Source organism: Candidatus Neomarinimicrobiota bacterium (assembly GCA_018647265.1).
In the GTDB taxonomy this organism is placed as follows: domain Bacteria; phylum Fidelibacterota; class Marinisomatia; order Marinisomatales; family TCS55; genus TCS55.
This window is the reverse complement of record JABGTK010000119.1, coordinates 1-23030: the sequence shown is the minus strand read 5'-3', so window position 1 is coordinate 23030 and position 23030 is coordinate 1. Positions and strand designations below refer to the sequence as shown.

Here is a 23030-nt window from a genome sequence, read left to right as displayed (position 1 = left end):
CTATTTTATGATCATTCGCCGGACGCGTTTTTCTTCAGTTTTATCAACCAAATCTGGTTGACGCATCTTCCGTTTTGCGCTGTTACTCCGTCGAATTAGCATATGGCTATGGTTTGCTTTGTTTCGTCTTATTTTACCAGTACCTGTCAAACGAAATCGTTTGGCGGCACTGCGTCTTGTTTTCTGCTTTGGCATTGACTATCTCCTATTTACCAGTCAAAACGATCGTCTGTCGACGACCTTCCAAGTTACCATGCTTTTCTACGACAGCTATGTCAGAAAGCATATCAATTACACGATTGAGTACATCCAGCCCTAAATCTAGGCGAGACAATTCACGACCGCGATACATGAGGGTAACTTTAAGTTTACACCCATCGGAAAGAAATTTTCTACCTCGGTTAACTTTTGTTAATAAATCATGATCATCGATTCTTGGGCGAACGCGCATTTCTTTAATTTTAACAACATGTTGCTTCTTCTTGCTGGCCTGGGCTTTTTTCTTTTCTTCATATTTCAATTTTCCGTAATTGAGAATTTTAGCCACGGGCGGTTTGGCGTTCGGCGCAACTTCGATCAAATCCTGACCGACATCTTGCGCACGGGCTATCGCATCTTCAAGAGACATGACGCCTAACTGTTCACCACTTTCTGAGATTAAACGAACTTCGTCTGAACGAATTTTTTCGTTAACCCTGATTTTATTAACTTTCGAGATGGGGTTGACTCCTTTGTTTTATTTCGGAATATAGGCTTTCTAATAGCTTGTCTGTATTTTCTGCTCCTTGGTCACCTATTAATCTACGGCGTATGGATACAGAATTCTCAGTTGCTTCCTTTTCACCAACAATTGCCATAACAGGAATTTTATTTAATTCTGCTTGGCGAATTTTGGCGCCTATTTTTTCTGGCCGATCATCCAATTTGACACGAATGCCGGCTGCTTTAAATTTTGTTTCTATGGATTTTGCATATTCATGTGTTTTATCCGAAACCGGTAAGATGATCATTTGCGTTGGCGCCAACCATAAAGGAAAGTCGCCTCCATAATGTTCAATTAAAAACCCGATAAACCTTTCATGGGTACTTAATGGTGCCCTATGAATACATAAGGGCGTTTGGTCTTCGTCATTTTCATCGGTGTATGTTAGACCAAATCGTTTTGGAATGGCAAAATCAACCTGGTTTGTAGCCAAAGTAAATTCTTTTCCAATAGCGCTCCACACTTGGACGTCTACTTTTGGGCCATAAAAAGCAGCTTCACCAGGGATTTCTACATAATTGATACCACCGGATTTTAATGCATTTCTAACCGTTTCTTCTGTCTCAATCCAAAGTTCTGGTTCATTGATATATTTTTTTCCTAGATCTGCCGGATCATGGAGACTTAATCGCATTTCATATTTCTCAATACCAAATATCTTAAAGTATTCCAAATACATGCTAATCACATCCATAAACTCGGTATCAAAATCAGCTTTTGAGCAATAAATATGTGCATCATTCATTTGCATACTGCGAACGCGCATGAGTCCAAATAATTGCCCTGACTTTTCGTAACGATAGCATGTTCCATATTCAGATATACGATAAGGCAAATCACGATAACTTTTTGGTGATGCATCATAGATTTTATGATGATGGGGACAATTCATAGGTTTAACGTAATATTCAATTCCATCAATATCCATAGCTGGATACATGGCATCTTTATACAAATCTAAATGTCCGGATTTTTTATATAAATCGCCTTTGGTTAAATGAGGTGTTCGCACACGTAGGTATCCGTGGCGTGTTTCAACTTCTTTCGCCAGTGATTCCAATTCATCAATGATGATGCCTCCGTTGGGTAGCCACAAGGGCAATCCGGGCCCCACTTCATCATCAAAAGTATAGATTTCTAATTCTTTGCCTAATTTGCGGTGGTCACGTTTTTTAGCTTCTTCAAGGAAATTTAAATAATCTTTAAGCGCTTCCTTGGTGGAAAATACAGTACCGTAAATCCGTTGAAGCATTTTGTTGTTTTCATCACCACGCCAATACGCACCGGAAGAGCTAAGCAGTTTGAAATAGCTTATTTTCCCTGTGGATGGCACGTGAGGACCACGGCAAAGGTCAATAAAATCACCTTGGCTGTAAGCAGAAATATTGTCGGATTCATCAATTTGGCCAATAATTTCAACTTTATAAGTTTCACCCATTTCCTTAAAAAGTTCAATTGCCTTATTGCGACTTATTTCCTGTCGGGTAACAGTCAGATTCTCTTTGGCAATTTCCCGCATTTTATCTTCTATCTTCTCAAGGTCGCTTTCAGAAAATGTGCCATCGATATCAAAGTCATAGTAAAAACGATTTTCAATCGCCGGACCGATGGTAACCTGGCTTTTAGGCCATAATAGCTTAACAGCTTGAGCCATCAAATGAGCAGTACTGTGAAGAAGTACTTCATGACCTTCTTCTGTTCCCCCTGTATAAAGACTTAAACTTGAATCTGCCATAATGGGCACATTTGCATCAGTTAAATCACCGTTAATTGACGCGGCAACTGTATCTTTGGCTAATCGTGGACCAATGCTTTCAGCTACTTCGAGGGGTGTTACACCTGCTTCGTAGACGCGGGTGGAATTATCAGGTAATGTAATTGTGATCTCGCTCATGGATTAAATGTCAAAATCAATTTATAATACAAAATGGCCACAATTTGCCGTAAGCAAAATAGGCTTCACTTTGGAAGGTCTTGAATATGATAATTGTATCATTATTTATGTTTTGACTAAATGAAGAAAATGATCATTTCAGGACTGATGAAAAGAATCTTTTCTTCTATCTGCAATTATCCCGGACTGACAGGAGATTGCTGATATATTTACCGTGGGCGATGAGGGATTCGAACCCCCGACCTCTTGCGTGTCGAGCAAGCGCTCTAACCAACTGAGCTAATCGCCCTCAAAAAAAGCCTGGGAATTTACTATTTTTCCTGAATAGGATGGAAAGAATAATTGCAGTTTAATTTTCTGTAACTTCAGATGGAATCAAAGAAGTTTCATAAGCCAATTTATCAGATAAAATATCCAACGCAGATTGAACAATTTTATCATTCTTAAGAGCCTGTTTAAGTCTTCCTTCGGGACCATTTAATAAGCCTGCGAACTCCAATAGAATTACTTGACGGATGTCATCCGATTCTAACATTCCTCTTTTAACTTCTTGATCATCATAAAAATCGGAAATAAGTGATAACGCATCGTTAATGCCTGCGTTTGTACTATCCAATTCTGCAATCTTCTTTGTTACTGTTTCCAATTCTTTCTCCCCAGGAAGAAGAATGTCATCAGCCTGCTCATCGATATACTTATGGAATTTATCCATAATTGTATTGTCACTTTCCACATCAGTAAATGTTTTATACAAATGTTTACTTCTTTGGGCAAAAGAATAGAAATATCCTCGCCGCCAATATTGGCTGGACAATGATTGCATGAGTTCCGGTGCGATTGTTGAGTCCGGCGTAATGCCGCCATTACCAAGCACCTTTCGCCCTCCCAATGTAGTAAAAATAGAATCTTCTTCAGTTTTATTCAGGATATATTTTTCATCAATATAATCCCGCTTTTGTATAAAACGGCCACTGGGGACATAATATCGTGCAGTTGTTATTTTAATACTGCGTTTTGCATCAATAGGGAATTGTGTTTGAACGAGACCTTTACCATAAGATTTTTGCCCTATAACAATACCGCGGTCCAAATCTTGAATTGCACCTGCAACAATCTCACTAGCCGAGGCGCTGCCTTGATTAATAAGAACTGCAATTTTAATATCTGCAGGTATCACTGGTTTTCTGCGAGAGTAAAATGTCCTATTAGAATCCTTCGTTCTTCCCTTGGTAGAAACGAGTGGCTTGTCCTTTTTTACAATCATATCAAGAATAGCTACTGATGCAGAAAGTAAGCCACCCGGGTTATCCCTTAAGTCAATGATCAATTCTGATGCATTTTGATCCAATAGCGATACGAATGCTGTATGCATTTGGGTGGGAGTATTTCTTGAAAAACGATTTAACCTTACATAGCCTGTCGTGGGTGAAAGCATACCTGAGTATGTAACATCTTTTACTTTTATAATGGACCGAATGAGATCAAAAATAATAGGCTCATCATCGCCAAAGCGTTTTATTGTCAATTTAACTTTCGACCCTTTTTCTCCCCGAATTTTTGAAGCTGCATCGTTAAAAGATAATTTCCTGACTTCTTCATCGTCAACAGACAAAATCACATCACCACTCATGATACCAGCTTTTTTAGCCGGTCCACCATCCATCGGCGCCACAACGGACATGGTTTTATTTCTATAACCCAATTGAATCCCAACGCCTCCATAATTTCCCTTGCTGAGAAGATTTACAACATGTTGCTCATCTTCTACCATATATGCTGTATAAGGATCCAAATTTTGAGTAATTCCCTGGATACTGGCTTTGGTAAATGCATCCGGATCTAGTTCATCCACATACGTTGAAAATATCTGATTGTACACTTGATTAAACAAACGTTGGGAATCTCCAATCTTGCGATAAAAGCTGGATTGAGTAACGGCCAACGAAATGACAGCCGTTAATATCACTAAGGGAATAACAATTTTATTTAAATGTCTTTTCATGAGATTAGTTGTCTCCTTTTTAATTCTGATAAAATAGATCCATTAATATTCTGAACTGAATCATGCCCGTCAATTACAACAAATCTTTCTTGGAATCGATTGGCGAGGTCTAGATAAGCATTACGCACATTAGTTTGCAATTCAATGCCGGCACGTTCAATTCGATCTTTTTCTTTACTTTTTCTACGGGATGCTTCCTCCGGTAAAACATCTACGAAAAAAGTGACTTGAGGTTCCAAATCATAAGTAGCGAACTGGTTTAATTTAATAAGCCAATCTATATCCAGTTTTCTTCCACCACCCTGGTAAGCTAAAGTTGAATCTGTATATCTGTCAGCGATTACGTTGATCCCGGCTCTTAAATTAGGGTGAATTATCTCATAAGTTAATTGGGCGCGACTGCCCGTCATAAGTAATGCTTCAGTTCTATCGCAGATATCTTCTAAATGGCGATGGAGTAAAATATCCCGTATCTCTTCGGAGATTGTTGTGCCTCCTGGTTCGCGAACTAAAATTGTTTTGTTTCCAGATTGATTCATCTTTTCCACAAGCAATTTGACTTGAGTGCTTTTTCCGCAACCGTCAATTCCTTCAAATGTAATAAAGTCACCTCTTCTAGAAGTAGACATTTGGATCGTCCTTGCCAATCATAAGTACAAATTCACCTCGGGGTTTGTGCTCATTAAAATACGTTAATAATTCTGAAACTTTTCCTCGAACTAATTCTTCGTGCATTTTTGTAAGTTCACGACCAATAACTGCCGGTCGATCGCCAATATATTCTAAAATGTCTTTCAAAGTTCGTTGGATTCGTTTTGGACTTTCATAAAAAATGATGGTTGCATCAATAGCAATCAGCCGTTCAAGTTTTGATTTTCTGCCCTTTTTATGCGGTAAAAAGCCTTCAAAAATAAAACGATCTGTTGGTAATCCAGACGCAACAAGTGCAGTGATTGATGCTGAAGCTCCAGGGATAGCCTCAACTCTATTTTCTTCTTCGATAGCAGCGCGAATTAATCTATAAGCAGGATCGCTAATTCCTGGAGTACCTGCATCCGTAACGACGGCAATATCCTTACCTGTTTTTAAATGATTCATAATCTGAGGAATGCGAGAGAAGCGATTGTGTTCAAAATAGCTTATGGTCGGTGTAGAAATATCGTAATGGTTTAATAATCTTTTGGTGTGTCGAGTATCTTCTGCTGCTATCAGTGAGGATTCTTTAAGAATTCTCAAGGCTCGAAAGGTAATATCCTCAAGGTTTCCTATAGGCGTGGATACAATATAAAGAATGCCGTGATCAGCAGGGGAATTATCAGGTAATTTAGTCATTTTAGTAATATTTATCCAAGGAATGAGACGAAATAAACTACGATAACAAATAGTATTCAGGAGAATAGAAAATCAAGATTATTCTATTAAAATATATATAATTCAATAAAATGATAGATTTCAGTTTCTAAGATAATTTCTATGAATACCCCCACCGCTAAGAAAGGACCGAATGGTATCTTTTGTCCGAAGAATAATCGATTAGATAACATACCGCCAATACCATAAATAGCGGCTGTTATAAATGCAATATATAATGCAATTATTGCATCGCCCCAATGGAGAAAAAGTCCTAAAGTAAACCCCAACCACACATCACCTATCCCAAGAGCTTCCTTTTTAAAAACCAATTGTCCTGCAACCCGAGTTGCCCATAGAAATCCACCAAAAATTCCTGAGGCCACAAATGATTCTATTGAGAATGATAATGAAAAATTATTAAACCAATACATTAACCAAAGGATTAATATCCCATATATTAGACAGTTGGGGATATAGAAATGTTCAATATCAATGACGGAGATAACCAATAAAATATAAAATAAAATCAAATAAACTGTCATTTCAATAGAGAATCCAAATGTAAGCATCGTTACAACAGACACAATCCCAGTTAACACTTCTACGCTAAGATAACGCAAAGAGATAATATTGTTACATGCTCTGCACTTTCCTTTTAGCAATAGAAAACCAATGATCGGTATGTTATCTGCCCATCCTATCTTTGTATCGCATTGCGGACATTTCGAGCCGGGATAAATCACACTCAACTCCTTGGGGATTCTGTATATACAAACGTTGAGAAAGCTTCCAATTACAGTCCCGAAAAAAAATGGCAATATTAAATTCAAAAAGATAGGATTCATTGTTATCATTAGGACCTTTGAAACCTACCTAATAATTGACCACAGGCGAGCACTTTACCCTGCATGGCTGCTTTTAATTCAGCCAATCCATCACCTGTATTGAGAGAAATAGTACCATTTATGGCATAAATTTTAAATATATATCGATGGTTGATACCATCGCTCGCTGTCGGGCAAGGACCTTCATAGCTTTTAAGAAAAGTAGCACCAGATAAAACGGTCGTATTTCTGTTTATGGTCGTGGTGGTTGGGGCAATATTATACACAGCCCAATGGGTGTAATTACTTGCATCCGCATCAGAAACAATAATCACCAGTTTTTGTGCATCTACCGGTACGCCGCTCCAGTTTAATTGAGGAGATTGATTGCTGCCCGTACACCCGCCACTGTCCTTGATATGGATACTCGATAGAGTGGCATTATTATTAAAATCGTTGGATTGCAATGTAATCAGGGCGCCACCAGAAACAACATCCGACGATTGACCAACCACACAAATATCGTCAAAAATAACTTTCCCTCCACTGAAAGAGACACTACCGTGCCCCTTTATGGATGCTTGATTTGAGATAGCATAACCCACTCTGGAATTCCAATAAGCCTGTTTCTGACGGGCAGCATCACCACTGCGGTTAGAATTAAGAATTATTTTTCCACCCATAGATGTTATGAGTACAGATAGTATGAGAAACATCAAAATAGCAAATCCAGTACCTATCCATCCGCAACTTGACTTTCGTTTCACTGAAGCGTAACCTTGTTTTCAGGATGAACAAAAGAGGAATAGGGTGCGTCACCATCTAAAAAGACAAGATCCAGTTTCAGCTCTACATAAACAATACCATTAAGTTTTCCGTAATGACTTGAGTTGGTGCTAACCCACGGCTTCTCAGGCGAGTTGGCTAATTCATTGATGCTAGAATCGTAATATCTGAATTGCGATGTAGATAGAACACCCTTTATGATAGTCTTAAAATTAGAAGCATTACCACAATTCGCCTGACATAATTTTACGGAAGAACTATTATCGTCAATAATATAATAATAAGTTTGAACCGGGGAGCTGTCGATTTCTTTTTTATTCTTGCAGGTATAGGTTTAACCGCTTTTTGGTTGTCCTTTGATTCGTCTACGTGAGAATCTTTTATAGAAGATTTGTCATAAACAATAAATTCACAATCGCAGGTTTGGCAGGTTAAGTCATTGATATATATCCGTTCATTGCAATTTGAACAAACGAACGTATTGGAAAAAGGATATCCTGGATCCCTTGGGTCAGATAATTTATGTGCAAATTTAGGCAAGAGTTAATGCTATTTAGGTTTTAAGAAACCATCGAATATAAGAGAATATAAGGGAATTACCCAATAGACCTAATCGGATACTTCTAAGAAACGCTTCTAAAGTTTTGACAATGCCCGATCAATCATATGAATGCCTTGATCAATTTCATTCTGAGATATATTTAAATGCGGTCTAAATCGTATGGATGTATATCCACAACCGAGCATTAAGGCGCCTTCCTCTGCAATTAGAGTTAATGCTTTATCTCGTTGTTCAGTGCTCTTCAAGTCAAATGCACCAAACAACCCTCTGTTTCGGATATTGAAAAGAACTTCCGGATGTTTCTTCTGAAGCGATTCTAAGGATTGTTTTAAATATGCACCATTCTCAGCCGCTTGTTCTACGAGCTTTTCATTCTCAATTATCTCAAGATAGATAGTAAATCGTACCATATCTACTAAATTTCCACCCCAAGTTGAGTTGATTCGGCTGGATTCCTTAAAAACGTGGCCTTCTACTTCATCCAAGCGCTTGCCTGCAAAAATACCGCAAACCTGAGTCTTTTTTCCAAAACAGATAATATCAGGTCTACAGTCTTCGCTATAATGTTGATGTGCCCACATTTTTCCAGAAATTCCTGCGCCGGTTTGAACTTCGTCATAGATTAAGAGAAAATCATTATCATCAGCTAGTTTTCTTAAATTACGGAAAAACGCTTCACGGAAATGATTGTCTCCACCCTCACCTTGTATTGGCTCAATAATGAGTCCCGCAATTTCGCCAGGATTCGCATCTAATGCGGCGGTGATTTGGGCAATCGCTTTCAACTCTTCCCTTTTTACATTTTCAATCACGTCATCGGTTTCAGGAAAACTGAGTTTAGGATTATCAATCCGTGGCCAATCAAATTTAGGGAAAAACTCTGTTTTTCTTTTATCGGGAGAATCCGTAAGAGACAATGTATATCCGGATCGGCCGTGAAAGCATTCTTTAAAATGGATAATTTTCGAACCACCATTCTGCTTCCCAGCAGCCCTGTTTTTACGCACTTTCCAATCGAAGGCAGCTTTCAATGCGTTTTCTACCGCAAGGGCGCCACCCTCAACATAAAAGGCATAAGGTAAATATTCCGGCTGTGCCAATCGACCTATTGTTTCCACAAATTGTGCCATTTGAGTGGAGTACACATCTGAATTAGTTGGTTTATTCAGCGCAGCAACTGTGAGCCTATTCTTATTCTCCAAAACATAAGGATGGTTGTACCCTACGGACATAGAGGCAAACATTGAAAAAAGATCTAGGAATTCTTTATTGTCACGGCCATCGACCAGCCATGAACCGTGGCTTTTTTCTAGGTCAATAACAAGATCCATGCCATCCGCTAGCATATATTTCCCAATGGTGTTCCGCACATTCCCTGCTGCAACTGTTGTCATATATTACGCTCTATCAATTATTATTATTATACTTATTCTATTCACTTAAATCAAACTTAATGCCTTGCGCCAAAGGGAGTTCTGCACTCCAATTGAGGGTGTTCGTTTGTCTTCTCATGTATTGTTTCCAGGCATCAGATCCAGACTCTCTCCCTCCGCCTGTCTCCTTTTCTCCGCCAAATGCGCCACCAATTTCTGCCCCGGAAGTGCCAATGTTAATATTGGCAATACCGCAATCGCTGCCCCGGTGGGACAAAAAATATTCTGCATTGCTAACATTACTTGTAAACATTGCTGAAGACAATCCTTGAGGTACATCGTTGTGAAGATTGACAGCTTCATCGAGCGTGCTAAAAGGAATCACATACAAAATTGGCGCGAAAGTTTCGGACTGAACAATATCCCATTCATTTTTCGCCTTAACAATTGCTGGTGTTACAAAATTTCCTTCTCTATCAACCTTCTCACCTCCACATAAAACTTCACCACCGGCATCCTTTACAGCTACAATAGCATTCAAATAATCACTCACAGCATTTTCATTAACCAAAGGTCCCATTAAAGTATCAGCTTCCATAGGATTGCCAATGTTCACTTGTTTATAGGCGCCCAACAGTCTTTCGATAAATGTATCCTGAATACTTTCGTGAATAAATATTCTTCTCGTGGAAGTACAGCGCTGGCCGGCAGTACCGACAGCGCCAAACGCTACGGCTGGAATGGCCAAATCCAGGTTGGCAGTTTCATCAATAATGATGGCATTGTTTCCACCCAATTCAAGGATTGTTTTTCCAAATCTTTTCGATACAGTGGTACTTACATGACGACCCATTTCTGTTGAACCAGTGAATGAGATCATTGGAAGTCGATTGTCATTTAACATTTTTTCTCCCACGATAGAACCGCGACCAATTACAGAAGAAAAAATCCCCGTATAACCATTTCTTTCCATTACTTCATTACAAATATTTTGAATTGCAATAGCACAGAGCGGTGTGCTGGATGATGGCTTCCAAATAGTTGTATCGCCACAAATGGCTGCGATAAAGGCATTCCATGCCCACACTGCCACAGGAAAGTTAAAGGCGGAGATCACTCCAATGGCTCCCAAAGGATGCCATTGTTCGTACATACGATGATCGGGACGCTCAGAATGCATCGTTTTACCATAGAGCATACGGGATTGTCCAACAGCGAAATCAGCAATATCAATCATTTCTTGGACTTCACCATCTCCTTCCTGTTTTATCTTTCCCATTTCCATGGATACTAGGCTGCCCAATGCGTCTTTCTTCTCACGAAGAGCATCACCCATTTCACGTACTAATTGACCGCGAATCGGTGCCGGTACTTTTCGAAAATCTATGAAGGCAGCTTCAGCTTCTTGAATAATCAGTTCGTAGTCTGACTCTGTGGATTGATAAACGCTCCCAATTACCTCCCCAGTTGCAGGGTTAATCGAATCTAAGAGTCCCCCCTCTTGAGAGGTTGACCATTTACCCGCACCCGAACAAGCGCCGTAATTTACTTTTTGAATACCGAGTTCTTTTAAAATTGAATACATTTATAATTTCCTTTAAAGTGATGCTACTACATTATCAATCGCATCAGCAATGCGGTCGATTTGATCTGCAGAAATGGTTAATGCCGGCGCGACCCGGACGGTGGAATGGTGCGTTTCTTTTGCATAAACACCTTGTTTGAGAAGCTCAACTGATACGGTATGTCCATCAAGGTTCGGTTCATCATGCATTTCAAAAGCAGTCAATAACCCTTCGCCACGGACTTCTTTCACCTTATCTGGGAACTTGTCTTGCATTGCTTTAAACCGCGATATCAATTGTTCGCCTCTTTCTTCTGCCTTTTGCGCAAGATTTTCATCTTCCATCACTTTTATGGCAAAAGTAGCAACAACTGCACCCAGAGGATATCCTCCAAAGGTTGAGCCTTCGGAACCCGGTGTTAATACACCTATCACTTCATCGCTCCCCGCCACAAATGAAACGGGTAGAATGCCACCACCTGCTGCTTTACCACAACCCATGAGATCTGGTTTAACACCAAATAATTGATGGGCGAAATTTGCGCCTGTTCTTGCGAATCCTGTTTGGACTTCATCCATTGCTAATAAAATATTATACTCTTTACATAATGCTGCAACTTGGGGCCAGTAATCTTTATCGGGGACAATAACACCTGCTTCTCCTTGAATCGGCTCAACCATGTAAGAGGCAATTCGATCTCCCTTTTCTTCAAACAAAGATTTAAGAGCGTCAATATTGTTGTATTCTACCAATTCAATACCGGACAATTTTGGACCGAAATCTTCATAAGCATCTGGATCGTCAGATAAGGAGATTGCCGTCATTGATCTTCCATGGAAATTCCCTTTAGCCGCTACAACAATGGCTTCATTTTTAGGAATTCCTTTTATCCGATAACCCCATCTTCTGGAAAGTTTAAACATCAATTCGGGTGCTTCAACTCCGGCAACTTTGGGGACCACGCGATCCATGCCAGTTACACCGGTAGCTGCCATCAAAAATCCTGCCATATATTTATGTCTGATAGAGCGTGGGACTGTGGGCAACTTTTCTTCCGTCAAATGTTTAACAACCGCATCCACTATGGTCTGGTTTAACTGACCTTGGTTAACAGCAGAATAGCAACAAAGACCATCAATCAATTCTTCTTCAATGTATGATGAAATATCTTTAGGGTCAGGTTTTCGCACAATTAAGGTTGAAGAATCTTTTACATGAGAAACAACGACATCTTCTAGGGGGCTATAATTATTACCGCCATTTTCTCTTTCAATTTTTTCATGTTGGGACGGCGTCAAATCGCCCAAGCGAACGCCATTAATGGTTAAATCGTCACCATATCCTGTGATTGTTACATTAGCCATAAATATTCTCTCGACATATGTTGGTAATAAATTCAGTAAATCAGCCGGCGAATTTACATTTTCACAAGCAGTTTTTAAAAGGGTTGTTAGTGATTTTCTATAAGAAAGATACGAAAATGAAAATAAGGGGGCTGGTAAAAATTAAAGAATCAAATCGGTCAAGAACTCCTCCGTGTCCCAAAAGCAATTTCCCTGAATCTTTTACGCCAGCATCGCGCTTAAACATGGACTCAACAAAATCACCCAACTGTCCACATACTCCTACAATAAAGGTGAGAACTAGAATATGAATCAAAGATAGCTCATACTGAATAAAGCCATAGGTATTCATGAAGTAGAACGAGGCAAAAGACCCAACGATACCACCAACAAATCCCACAATAGTTTTATTTGGACTGATTCGTTCTATTAGTTTTTTCTTCCCCCATAGAATTCCAAATGTATAAGCACAGGAATCACAAATCCAGACAGAAAATATCATTACCATGGTAAATCGAGATCCATTCATTGTATCCCAATTTCTCAATGCGATCATTGCGCCAAGAAGTCCCGCGATATATACAACACCTCCGAGTGTAACAGAAATATTTTCAATTGGCTTTTTTCGGCCACTAAACATTTCCATAAAAAGACCAATCACAATTAGCAGTATAATGCTTGTGAGAATATTTGTCGGGTGTGCATGTGGATACTCAATGTAGATGAAACAAACAGAAAAGGCCATGAATATGCCCACAAATTTATTTGGATAAATATCACTTTTCTTTTTAAGAGAATAGAATTCAATTAAACTGAGAAAAATAACTATAGTAACAAACCCGGCAAATACCATTCCACCTTCATTCAATAAATAGATAATTGCAGGAATGCCCAAAATTGTAATGGGCAATCGATTCCAAAATGAACTTTTCATATTTATACTAAAACTTCCAATTCTTTTTGTAAAACTTTTACGTGAATGGGTGTACTGCCCAGCATTTCACCGTCGATATTTAACGTATTTCGATCTTCAGGTTTAATAGTGAATTCACTGACTTGTCGATAATCCACGGCAGGGTCGCCAATGTGTTTTCCGCTAAATACTTTCGGAAATAATCTTAGCAGTTTTATTCGTCCAACTTTTCGGGCAATAATAAGGTCAATCAAACCATCATCCAATCGCGCCAGCGGTGCCATTTGCATCCCCTTACCCGTATGGATTGTATTGCACCCGATAATAAAGCTAAAATCAGCACCAATTACATTACCATCTATTTCAACTCGGGCAAATCGTTTGCGATGGCGAATTACCTCAATAATAGAAGCCACGTTATAGCGTTGTGTCCCCATCCATCTCATTTTTTCCGCCAAATTATTGGCGTCAGTTGGGATGCCCCAACCGACAATGTTGAAGCCGTAATAAATAATACCATCAGCATCACATTTAAAAATATCAATCGAGCGACGTCTGCCCGTTATAATCCGTTTCGCAGCGTTAATTGGATCAAGACAATCCATATCGTGCATAAAGGCATTTCCTGTACCGCCAGTAATAAGGCCGATAGGAATTCGCAATCCATCCTTGCGGGTCATTACACCATTGATCGCTTCATGCATGGTTCCGTCACCTCCAATGCAACAAAATCCGTCATAACCAGTTATATCCAATTCACGTGCTAAATCTCGAGTATGTCCAGCATATTCTGTTTCAATTACCGTAACCTCAGCATTGGCAGATTCAAAAATCGGCATCACCATCTCAAGGATACGTGGTCCTTTTTTTGTCCCGCCATGGGGATTAACGGTAATGTAGTATTTTGCCAAATTAATTTCTGTGTTTCATGTATTTATTATCGCCCCACTCAATCACTTCAATCTTTACTTTTGCTGTACCGTTATTTACAAAGTCCAGTTTTTTTGCGGCACCATAAGAACAATCCAATATACGTCCTTTTACATAGGGCCCGCGATCATTGATACGTAAAATAAGCGATTTATTGTTCTCTAAGTTCGTCACGCGGGCAATGGTATTCAAAGGAAGAGTTTTATGAGCGGCGGTTACACCATACATATCATAAACCTCACCATTGGCCGTGAGTTTACCGTGAAAATCTTCTGCATAAAAAGAGCTAACACCCGTCATTACTTTTCTATGTTTTACTGTTGATTTCGTCTTGAGTGCGGGCGGATTCTTCTTTGTTTTAGACGAACTTAATTTAACCGGTCCAGTGCGATACCTTGGTGAGTTTGAGCACCCATTCACCAATGATAAAACAAATATTATTAAACATAATTTTTTCATGAATTATGAATGGGTTTTGACAGAACCAATTAATTCGAAGGCAGAATCTCGATTTGTTTTATCTAAAAATGAATCAAAGGAATCAAGAATGTTTTCACCAATTCCTGGATTTCTAAAGTTAGCAGTACCCACTTGCACAGCGGTAGAACCGGCCATCATATATTCCACAGCATCTTTTCCATTTACTATGCCACCCATACCGACGATCGGGATTGATAACTTTTGATATAACTTATGCACCATTGCCAATCCAACAGGTTTAATGGCAGGTCCCGATAGACCGCCATAAGTTGTATAGATATTGCTCATTCCCGTATTCGAGTTAATGCTCATACCCACAACTGTGTTAATGGCAGAAACTGCATCTGCGCCGGCATTTTGGGCGCTCATGCCAATTGATACAACATCCGATACATTGGGGCTTAATTTCATAATGATAAGGCGATCGGTAAGTTTGCGTAATTCTTCTGTTAATTTAGCTGTCATATCACAATCTACGCCGAACTCCATTCCGCCCTTTTTCACATTTGGACAAGAAATATTGATCTCATATCCCACAATCGCCGAAGAAACCGATTCAACCATTTCCATGATTTCTACATATTCTTGAATATCTGTTCCGGCAATATTCATAATAATTTTTGTTGAGAGACGCTCGTAAATAGGTAGCATATCTTGGATATATTTTTCTACGCCAATGTTTGCAAGCCCAATCGAGTTAATCATTCCAGATGGCGTTTCAACGATACGAGGTGGTGGATTCCCTTCCCTCGGCTGGCGCGTAATTGATTTCGTTACAATAGCGCCTAGTCGATTCACATCTACAAGCTCCGGCGCTTCTGTTCCATAACCAAATGTTCCTGAAGCAACCCAAATAGGATTTTCAAATGTTTCATTTCCAATCTTAATTTTTAATTCAGCCAATGTGGATATCCTTTGCTTCATAGACGGGGCCATCGAGACAGACCAATGAATATTTCTGGTGGTAGCTGTGGTCCTTGACCTCACCATTTTGGCGCGACACAACACAGCCTTGACAAAGGCCGATTCCACACCCCATATAACTCTCAACCGATAATTGTGCCGGTACGTTGTTACTCATGGCAAATTTACCAACCGCTTCCAGCATTGGTTCAGGGCCACAAGCATAAATATATGGATTATTTTTTTCATGGATAATTCGCTCCAAAGGACCCATTACATTGCCTTTTTCACCATTCTTTCCATCATCAGAGGTGAGATAAATGTCATTATCAGGTTCATGTGTCATAAAATGCTCATTCCCAGTTCGGGCACCAATAATAATGGTATGATCAACTTTATTGGAATCGCACTCATGTTTCAAATTTAGGATTGGTGCTAAACCTACGCCGCCCCCGACTAAAATAGGGCATGATCCATTCTTCCAATTCGTGAATGTATTTCCCAACGGTCCCATTAATTCCACCGTATCGCCGGTCTTCTTTTCCGAAAGAATTTTAGTCACATCACCAAAAATTTTATAAATGATTGAAACTGCACCATCCGTAGCAGAAGCAATACTCATGGGTCGACGTAAAGGGTGGTTCCAATTGTCCATGGCTAGGATATTAATAAACTGGCCAGAGCCGGAATAAGCATCGGCTATTTGAGGTGCTTCAAAGTGCATTTCCCAAATATTGTATGCCACTTCCTTGTTTGAAATTATTAGAGCGCGTTCAATTTTCATTTGTCGTTGAGGTGTCTGAAAGGATGGCGTTTAAAATTGTTATTCTAGATTGAGATGGTTTAGCTTGTTCAGAATTGCCGTGATACTTCAATATCCAATCATAATATTTTATAGCACTGTCCGCTTGGATGAATGTGTAATCATACTGGAATGCCAAGAAATATGCAGCTTTTGCACTCGATTCAGATACTGTATCGCCAACTAATATTTCTCTATATCCATCAATAGCTAGAGCGGGGTCATTCAGCCACTTATCTTCTGCATTCAGTAATTTTTGATCAGAAGTTGAAACCATTGGTTTATAAAAATCGTCTTTCATAATAATAGCAAGAGCATAATCAGTTTTAGGAAATTCAGAAATTATACGATTCCTTAAAGCAATTGAAATAGAAGAATCAGCTTTTTCTTCAAGGATCATTGATTTTGCATATAATGCTTTGGGCAAAAGTTGAGATTGTTCCGCATATTGAATCAATAAATCTAAATAAATGAGCGCAGTATCACTGCGTGAAAAATGAAAAGCTTCCAGTTCAGTAATGTTATATAATATTTTTGCAATTTCATCTTGTTCATTTACAGGTAATTTGAAATTCGGGATTGTATCCAATTCTGTTATTTTCACAAACCATGGTTCAAAATCCAATTTTGATTTTTGATAAGCACCAATTTCTTTTATTTTTAATTTTGCCGGTTCCACATAAGGTGATTTATTATTTTCTTTTCCTACTGATCCAAATTGTTTCAATGCTTCCTCGAGGTTCCAATCGCTAAATATTGAATAATTCCCAAGAATGTAAAACGCTTCTGCTGATACAATAGTTTTGGGATATTCCTGGATGATGGTTTCCAGTCGATTCCGCGCTTGAGTTGTCAAATTTTGCTGTTCGAACAACTTAACAAGTTCTAACTCAAGACTGGGAAAAATAGATTTATAGGATTCATCTAAAAGCATATTCTTGATTGAATTGGTTGCGAGGTCCAAATCGCCATTTAACCGATATATCTGAACTGTTTTGAGATGCCCTTCCTGAATTTGTTTTTTAGATTGAGAATTTTTTATTACTTGATTATAACCTGAAAGCGCCCGGTCGTAATCCTTATCGTTAAAAGAGAGCTCAGCGATTCGATAATATATTTGCCCTTTTTCGTTTGGATCACGAATATTTTCAGCCGCTTTTTCAAGATTGTCCATAGCCTCGGTCTGCATATCCTGTTCAAGTAAAATTTCTGCAATAGCCAGATAAACTTTTGCTTCCATATCTTCTTGAAGGCTATGGTTTAAAAGTTCGTTCAGTCCATTAATTGCCGGCTGTGGCTTACCTTGCTTCCATTTGATAAGAGACGTCCAAAATTCCACTTCAACAAAAACATCATTGCCGAATTCATTTTTCATTTCACCTAAAGTGCCATTAGCCGCACGAAGTTCACCGCGGTGAAAGTGTGATTGTGATATGAGAGACAGTGCTGACTTTTTTAATTTAAAATCTGGATATTCATCAAGAACCGCACGGGACTTTTTAATAACCAAATCATAATTCTTTACCGCTGTTTGTGGCAGTTTATCACCACGAGTTTGAAGTCTTATTTTTTCTGCTTTCTCAAAATACGCCTCCGCATTATAGTACGTATTGAAGTATGCTTTGAAATTAGCACAGGATATAATAATAAAAACTGCTAGAGTAATTAAAATTCGGAACCGGGTATAAATAGAATTTTTAGCCATTTTTTGTTGAAAGAAGTTCCTTCATTTAAACGATCATTTGAAAATAATTTATTCTATGCGATTTAATTCTTTTATCTCACTTTGTTTGCTTGCGAGAATGACTATGGCTCAAGGTACTGTTTTTGATTCGGAACCAGGTTTTATTAAAGTTCTTGCCGATACAACAACCGTACCGATTTATGTTAATGGTTCTTTGGTGGGGCACACACCATTGGAGAATCCTATTCCTGTTTACCAAGGGATTCATCATATCACACACCACCCACCTTCCATTTCTGATCCATTCCTGCAATACACCAAAACCAATGGTGTTAAGCAGATATTTGTATTAAGTGGTGATACCGTGACAGTTATCCTTAATACCCATTTGCTGGCAAATCGAATTTCCCAAGCTAAGAAAGAACACTATTTTACTAATTATATTGGTATTGGTGTAAGTTTATTGGTCCTGTGGCAATTATGGGTTTTAGCAAATTAATGGTTTAAAGAATTATTGTCATGGTAACAATCATCCCTAGATTCTATTATGAGTAACAATCAAAATTTAGATAATTCAGTAAAGTTTCGCCCCGAATATAAATGGCCCGTAGATGGTTCAAAAAGGGATTGCCCTAAATGCGATAAACTAATGCAGCTTCAAGTAGACGATCGAGATTACTACGGCAAGCCGTGGTGGTGCCACTCTTGCCAATGGCAATATTCTGAAGAAGATTTAAACGGGTAATTCGTTTAAGCTTCAAATACTTCCGAATAGTCCATCATTATATTATCCACAACCCATCGTACTAAAACGTAGTCATCCAGAAGACCAATTTTGGGAGAACTGTCTGGAATTTCATCATATTCTTCCAGAAAATATTCTAACGCAAAAACGATTCTTTTTTGAAGTTCTTCATTCAATTCGGGCAAATCTTGCAAGATACCATATAATTTAGATATGTCTGTTACGAGAATAATTTGGTAATCAAGCAAGGTCGGGTGAGACACGAGACGTTTTATCTTTTGGGGGATTTTTTGTAATACCATGGGTATATCTTTTAAGTCAATTTCGGCGATTCGTCTTTCATATTTCGCTTTGTCTTCTTCAGTGAGTTGCAGTTGGTCTTTAAGATTCATCAATAGTAATTTAGACCGAATTATAGAAATAAAATCATTATGAATGCAGAAGAAATAATTAAAGATAAATTATCCGAACATATACTTCTCGTCCATTTGGATCTGCGCGATACGACAGGGAAGCATATACATCATAAGAATTTTGATGGCGGACTTCATTTATCCGCAATAATTGTATCGGATGATTTTAAAACCAAATCTTTATTAGAACGGCATCAGCTAGTTTACAGTGCTTTGGGAAGTTTAATTAAAAATGAGATTCATGCATTTAGCATGAAAACCTATACAACGGAAGAGTGGGCAGCCAATGTCTCTTGAAGTATTAACCATTTCTTACACCGATCCGAATGCACCAGAACTTTTTGAATATTCCCTAAAAAACTCCGGATTTGCAGTTATCAAAGATCATCCTATTCCCCCTTTTCTTATTGAAACAGTTTATACTGATTGGGAAACATTTTTTTCAAATGATGATAAAAATAATTACTTATACCATGAAGAAAAACAGGATGGCTATTTCCCTTATCTCACAGAGAATGCTAAAGGGTATGACACCAAAGATTTAAAGGAATTTTACCATGTATATCCTTGGGGAAGAATACCTGAAATAATTGGGCCTTCTTCTTTAGAACTATACGAAGCTCTGACAAATGTTGCATCTACTTTATTGGGTTGGATTCAGAATTCTACACCAAGTAAAGTGAGAAACTTATTTTCAATCCCACTCCAAGAAATGATTAAAGGCAGTCTTATTAATTTATTTCGGGTAATTCATTATCCTCCAATCTCCGGTGAAGAAGAAAAGAATGCCATTCGTGCTGCCGCTCATGAAGATATAAATTTACTGACTGTATTGGTTGCAGGAAGCCAGCCTGGATTACAAGTGAAGGATATGGATGGAAAATGGCATGATGTGTCATGCGACAAAGGAACCATCGTAGTCAATTCGGGAGATATGCTAAAAATGGCTTCAAATGGTTATTACCCCTCCACAACCCACCAAGTGATTAATCCTTCAGCTACGGCTAATGTAAGCCGATATTCCATGCCTCTTTTTCTACATCCCAGAGATGAAGTTATATTGAGCGATGAGCAAACAGCTGGATCCTTTTTAAAAGAACGATTAGAAGAAATTGGCCTAAAATAAAACAAAACGCCCGCGAAAGGGCATTTTTATTAACTATTAATCATTTTTGTTATTTGGCCAACATTGCTTCCCTTTTTGCCTTGAATTCTGTTCCGTCACTCCACTTTGGCCATGCATCATTTTGGCTTAAAGCATAACCGACTCTAAATAAAATTCGGGCGTCTTCTACCATCCCAGAGAAATCCCAATCATCTTTAACCTCATCCGACACACCATGGTAATGATTGTTGGTATAATCATTTTTCATTTGATGGCCATAATCTTTTCCTTTACCAACAACATCTAAACCTGCATCAACATAAAGAGCTGGAACGCCCTGCTTGGCAAAAGCAAAATGGTCCGAGCGATAGTAAAATCCCTTTTCTGGTTCTGCATCGGGAATGAGATATTTATCATCCTGAGATGCTGCAAATTCCAGAACTTGATCTAATTCAGAATTCCCCTTACCCACAACAATCAAATCTTTTGTCCGCCCATATGTATTCCCCATTGCATCAATATTAATGACGGCCACCGTTTTCTCCAGCGGATATAGCGGGTTAATGCTATAATATTTTGCCCCAAGGAGTCCTTGCTCTTCGGCTGTAACCGCCAAGAATAAAATACTCCGCTTCGATCCTTGGGTTAGATTTGCGAAAGATTCAGCCACTGCCATGATCGTCCCAGTTCCGGATGCATTATCATTGGCACCATTATAAATTTGGTCACCCTCAAGTTTTATATTTTTTCCAAGGTGATCCCAGTGTGATGTGTATATTATATATTCATCTTTTAGAACAGGATCGTTTCCCTCATATTTTGCCACAATATTATTAGAATCAAAACGGCGTACATAATTACTCATTCTACTGGTGAATTTTGCTTCTAATTTGACTGCTTTAAAGTCGTCACTCAATGCGGCAGATTTTTTTTCATGATAATCCAATCCATTCATTTTGAATAATCGTTCTGCCGTTGCTAAAGGAATCCAACCTTGAAAGGACAATGGCGTTTTTGTGGGATCATCAATGGTAAGTTGCTCGCCATCGTAACCACCCTGCAACACGCCAAAGGGATAGCCGGCTGATTCAGTTTCATGAACCACAAGAACCCCTGCTGCACCTTGGCGTAACCCTTCTTCAAATTTATAAGACCAACGACCGTAATAAGTCATTGCTTTCCCGCCAAAAATCGCATCGTCTAATTTCCCGTCCTTCATAACAGGAGGGTCGTTCACAAGGACAATAATCACTTTTCCTTTTACGTCGACGCCTTCAAAGTCATTCCAACCATATTCTGGTGCATTCACACCATATCCACAAAAAACAACATCCGCATTTTTAATATTTATTGATTTTTTTGTTTGGAAAGAATTGCCAACAATTTCATCACCCAATTTCATCACCCAACGCTCGTCCTCAGTTATGAACTGCGCTTTAATTTCGGACACAATGCCCGTCATAGTCGCTTTTTGAATATACGTGCCGTTTGGGTTACCCGGCTTAAGTCCCAATTCTTTATAAGTATTTGAGAGATATTTTATAGTGAGTTCCTCCCCAATCGTTCCTGGGAATCGTCCTTCAAACTTATCTGATGCCAAGGTGGATATATGTTCTCGTAACAAGTCGCTTGTAATGGCATTTTGAGCTTTAAGTGCATCGTCGGCATGGACATATCTGTTCCATCCCTCTAAAGGCTTTTCACAACCAAATATTATTAATGCAAGTAGGGTTAATCTGGATTTATTTAACATACTTTACTCTCCAATTGTTGTATTTAATAAAAATGAATTAATTATCTGGATTTTGGGAAAGGAATTTCGAATTCCCTGTAGACTGATAAAAGACGGATAAAATAAAAATGAGAGCAATGATTTTTTGTGAAATAACATTAAAAATAAGAGAAAAGTCTGAAATCTTTGGGCTTGGGGCAAAATCTAAGATAAGGACATAAATGAAATTGGAAAAAGCAAAAGTTAAATATCCAATCGCATAACGATTCTCAAAGCGACTGTCTTTATACATTACGATTGAAAAAATAATTGACGTTAAGAGGTAGGATCTAAAAGCAAGCTTTACAAAAAATATGTGTGGATCGAGTAAAATATTATGCGGTGTAAATCCGACACCAACGAAGCATAAACCGCCTAGAATACCGGCTCCCGCTCCTATCTTTGCTAAGGTGTTAAGAGCACCCTTGTCTTTGAATAATCTCATTGTATAGTAGAAGAACGCCACGAATGAAATTCCACAAATAGATAATGCAACTGTGAACAGCGCCATGGAAAATAAATTCCCCGGAGTGATTTTCCCTAAGTCACTAAAAAAATTCCTGGAAAAAGAATAACCCACTGCTTCCGGATCATTCATTGTGCCGCCAACGTAGGTCATCATGGAGAAAGCCATTAAGATGGTAAATAATATCAAACTGTAACGCGGTATGGTTACAAGGAAATGTTTTTGAAAATTCAGGTTTTTCATGCTTTCCTAAATTAATAAGACAAAGGTCAAATTATAAAGAATAATAATTGGTGAATTTTGCAGGTAAAAGTCATTTGTTCTTTATGTTTCAAATCGTGAATAGTCCACAT

The 23030-nt window shown here is 38.6% G+C and carries 24 protein-coding genes and 1 tRNA gene; 4 read left to right on the top strand and 21 right to left on the bottom strand.

Features of this window, described 5'->3' with window-relative positions:
- The 18 genes from rpmI to HN459_07030 form a co-directional block, all read right to left on the bottom strand.
- Positions 1 to 195 (bottom strand): 50S ribosomal protein L35, encoded by a 195-nt coding sequence (gene rpmI / locus HN459_07115; protein ID MBT3479220.1) that lies wholly within the window; start codon positions 193 to 195, stop codon positions 1 to 3.
- A 10-nt stretch (positions 196 to 205) separates the two neighbouring features.
- Positions 206 to 718, bottom strand: a complete 513-nt coding sequence (locus HN459_07110) for a translation initiation factor IF-3 (GenBank protein MBT3479219.1) — start codon at positions 716 to 718, stop codon at positions 206 to 208.
- A complete protein-coding gene (gene thrS, locus HN459_07105; GenBank protein ID MBT3479218.1) occupies positions 705 to 2657 on the bottom strand; it encodes a threonine--tRNA ligase in 1953 nt (650 codons plus the stop codon). Before thrS ends, HN459_07110 begins: the two co-directional genes overlap by 14 nt.
- A 215-nt stretch (positions 2658 to 2872) precedes the next feature.
- Positions 2873 to 2946 (bottom strand) — tRNA-Val (locus tag HN459_07100).
- 60 nt (positions 2947 to 3006) lie between these two features.
- Complete coding sequence (locus tag HN459_07095; protein MBT3479217.1) at positions 3007 to 4659, bottom strand: S41 family peptidase; 1653 nt, start codon at positions 4657 to 4659, stop codon at positions 3007 to 3009.
- Positions 4656 to 5288: a dTMP kinase gene (gene tmk / locus HN459_07090; protein ID MBT3479216.1), complete on the bottom strand. Its 633-nt coding sequence runs from the start codon at positions 5286 to 5288 to the stop codon at positions 4656 to 4658. The genes HN459_07095 and tmk overlap by 4 nt, the downstream gene beginning before the upstream one ends.
- A complete protein-coding gene (gene rsmI, locus HN459_07085) occupies positions 5275 to 5991 on the bottom strand; it encodes a 16S rRNA (cytidine(1402)-2'-O)-methyltransferase (protein MBT3479215.1) in 717 nt (238 codons plus the stop codon). The genes tmk and rsmI overlap by 14 nt, the downstream gene beginning before the upstream one ends.
- Before the next feature lie 86 nt (positions 5992 to 6077).
- Positions 6078 to 6857 (bottom strand): prepilin peptidase, encoded by a 780-nt coding sequence (locus HN459_07080; GenBank protein MBT3479214.1) that lies wholly within the window; start codon positions 6855 to 6857, stop codon positions 6078 to 6080.
- Positions 6858 to 6865: 8 nt separating this feature from the next.
- Entirely contained in the window at positions 6866 to 7603 is a 738-nt protein-coding gene (locus HN459_07075; GenBank protein MBT3479213.1) for a YbhB/YbcL family Raf kinase inhibitor-like protein, read from the bottom strand.
- A 655-nt stretch (positions 7604 to 8258) separates the two neighbouring features.
- Entirely contained in the window at positions 8259 to 9578 is a 1320-nt protein-coding gene (locus tag HN459_07070) for an L-lysine 6-transaminase (protein MBT3479212.1), read from the bottom strand.
- 37 nt (positions 9579 to 9615) lie between these two features.
- Positions 9616 to 11142: an aldehyde dehydrogenase family protein gene (locus HN459_07065; protein ID MBT3479211.1), complete on the bottom strand. Its 1527-nt coding sequence runs from the start codon at positions 11140 to 11142 to the stop codon at positions 9616 to 9618.
- Positions 11143 to 11154: 12 nt separating this feature from the next.
- Positions 11155 to 12486 carry an aminotransferase class III-fold pyridoxal phosphate-dependent enzyme gene (locus HN459_07060; GenBank protein MBT3479210.1) on the bottom strand — a complete coding sequence of 444 codons (1332 nt, stop codon included), beginning with the start codon at positions 12484 to 12486 and terminating at the stop codon, positions 11155 to 11157.
- A 97-nt stretch (positions 12487 to 12583) separates the two neighbouring features.
- Positions 12584 to 13399, bottom strand: a complete 816-nt coding sequence (locus HN459_07055; GenBank protein ID MBT3479209.1) for a phosphatidate cytidylyltransferase — start codon at positions 13397 to 13399, stop codon at positions 12584 to 12586.
- Positions 13400 to 13401: 2 nt separating this feature from the next.
- On the bottom strand, positions 13402 to 14289 hold the full coding sequence (locus HN459_07050) for a diacylglycerol kinase family lipid kinase (protein ID MBT3479208.1): 888 nt from the start codon (positions 14287 to 14289) through the stop codon (positions 13402 to 13404).
- Position 14290: 1 nt separating this feature from the next.
- Complete coding sequence (locus HN459_07045; GenBank protein MBT3479207.1) at positions 14291 to 14767, bottom strand: septal ring lytic transglycosylase RlpA family protein; 477 nt, start codon at positions 14765 to 14767, stop codon at positions 14291 to 14293.
- Positions 14768 to 14770: 3 nt separating this feature from the next.
- On the bottom strand, positions 14771 to 15712 hold the full coding sequence (locus HN459_07040) for a dihydroorotate dehydrogenase (GenBank protein MBT3479206.1): 942 nt from the start codon (positions 15710 to 15712) through the stop codon (positions 14771 to 14773).
- Entirely contained in the window at positions 15684 to 16475 is a 792-nt protein-coding gene (locus tag HN459_07035) for a dihydroorotate dehydrogenase electron transfer subunit (protein ID MBT3479205.1), read from the bottom strand. Before HN459_07035 ends, HN459_07040 begins: the two co-directional genes overlap by 29 nt.
- Complete coding sequence (locus HN459_07030; GenBank protein ID MBT3479204.1) at positions 16465 to 18198, bottom strand: tetratricopeptide repeat protein; 1734 nt, start codon at positions 18196 to 18198, stop codon at positions 16465 to 16467. Before HN459_07030 ends, HN459_07035 begins: the two co-directional genes overlap by 11 nt.
- 97 nt (positions 18199 to 18295) lie before the next feature.
- Between HN459_07030 and HN459_07025 the strand changes: the two genes are divergently transcribed.
- Together HN459_07025 and HN459_07020 are read left to right on the top strand one after the other, a co-directional pair.
- Entirely contained in the window at positions 18296 to 18676 is a 381-nt protein-coding gene (locus tag HN459_07025) for a hypothetical protein (GenBank protein MBT3479203.1), read from the top strand.
- 48 nt (positions 18677 to 18724) lie between these two features.
- Positions 18725 to 18922 (top strand): hypothetical protein, encoded by a 198-nt coding sequence (locus HN459_07020; protein MBT3479202.1) that lies wholly within the window; start codon positions 18725 to 18727, stop codon positions 18920 to 18922.
- A 5-nt stretch (positions 18923 to 18927) separates the two neighbouring features.
- Here HN459_07020 and HN459_07015 read toward each other — a convergent pair whose 3' ends face one another.
- On the bottom strand, positions 18928 to 19314 hold the full coding sequence (locus HN459_07015) for a hypothetical protein (GenBank protein ID MBT3479201.1): 387 nt from the start codon (positions 19312 to 19314) through the stop codon (positions 18928 to 18930).
- Between the two features lie 39 nt (positions 19315 to 19353).
- Here HN459_07015 and HN459_07010 point away from each other — a divergent pair, with 39 nt between their 5' ends.
- Positions 19354 to 19632 (top strand): BolA family transcriptional regulator, encoded by a 279-nt coding sequence (locus HN459_07010; protein MBT3479200.1) that lies wholly within the window; start codon positions 19354 to 19356, stop codon positions 19630 to 19632.
- Positions 19622 to 20461: an isopenicillin N synthase family oxygenase gene (locus HN459_07005; GenBank protein ID MBT3479199.1), complete on the top strand. Its 840-nt coding sequence runs from the start codon at positions 19622 to 19624 to the stop codon at positions 20459 to 20461. Before HN459_07010 ends, HN459_07005 begins: the two co-directional genes overlap by 11 nt.
- Positions 20462 to 20510: 49 nt before the next feature.
- On the opposite strand, the gene HN459_07000 is transcribed toward HN459_07005, so the two are convergent.
- Together HN459_07000 and HN459_06995 are read right to left on the bottom strand one after the other, a co-directional pair.
- On the bottom strand, positions 20511 to 22193 hold the full coding sequence (locus tag HN459_07000; GenBank protein ID MBT3479198.1) for a M28 family peptidase: 1683 nt from the start codon (positions 22191 to 22193) through the stop codon (positions 20511 to 20513).
- 37 nt (positions 22194 to 22230) lie between these two features.
- Positions 22231 to 22920: a hypothetical protein gene (locus HN459_06995; GenBank protein MBT3479197.1), complete on the bottom strand. Its 690-nt coding sequence runs from the start codon at positions 22918 to 22920 to the stop codon at positions 22231 to 22233.
- Positions 22921 to 23030 lie beyond the last annotated feature (110 nt).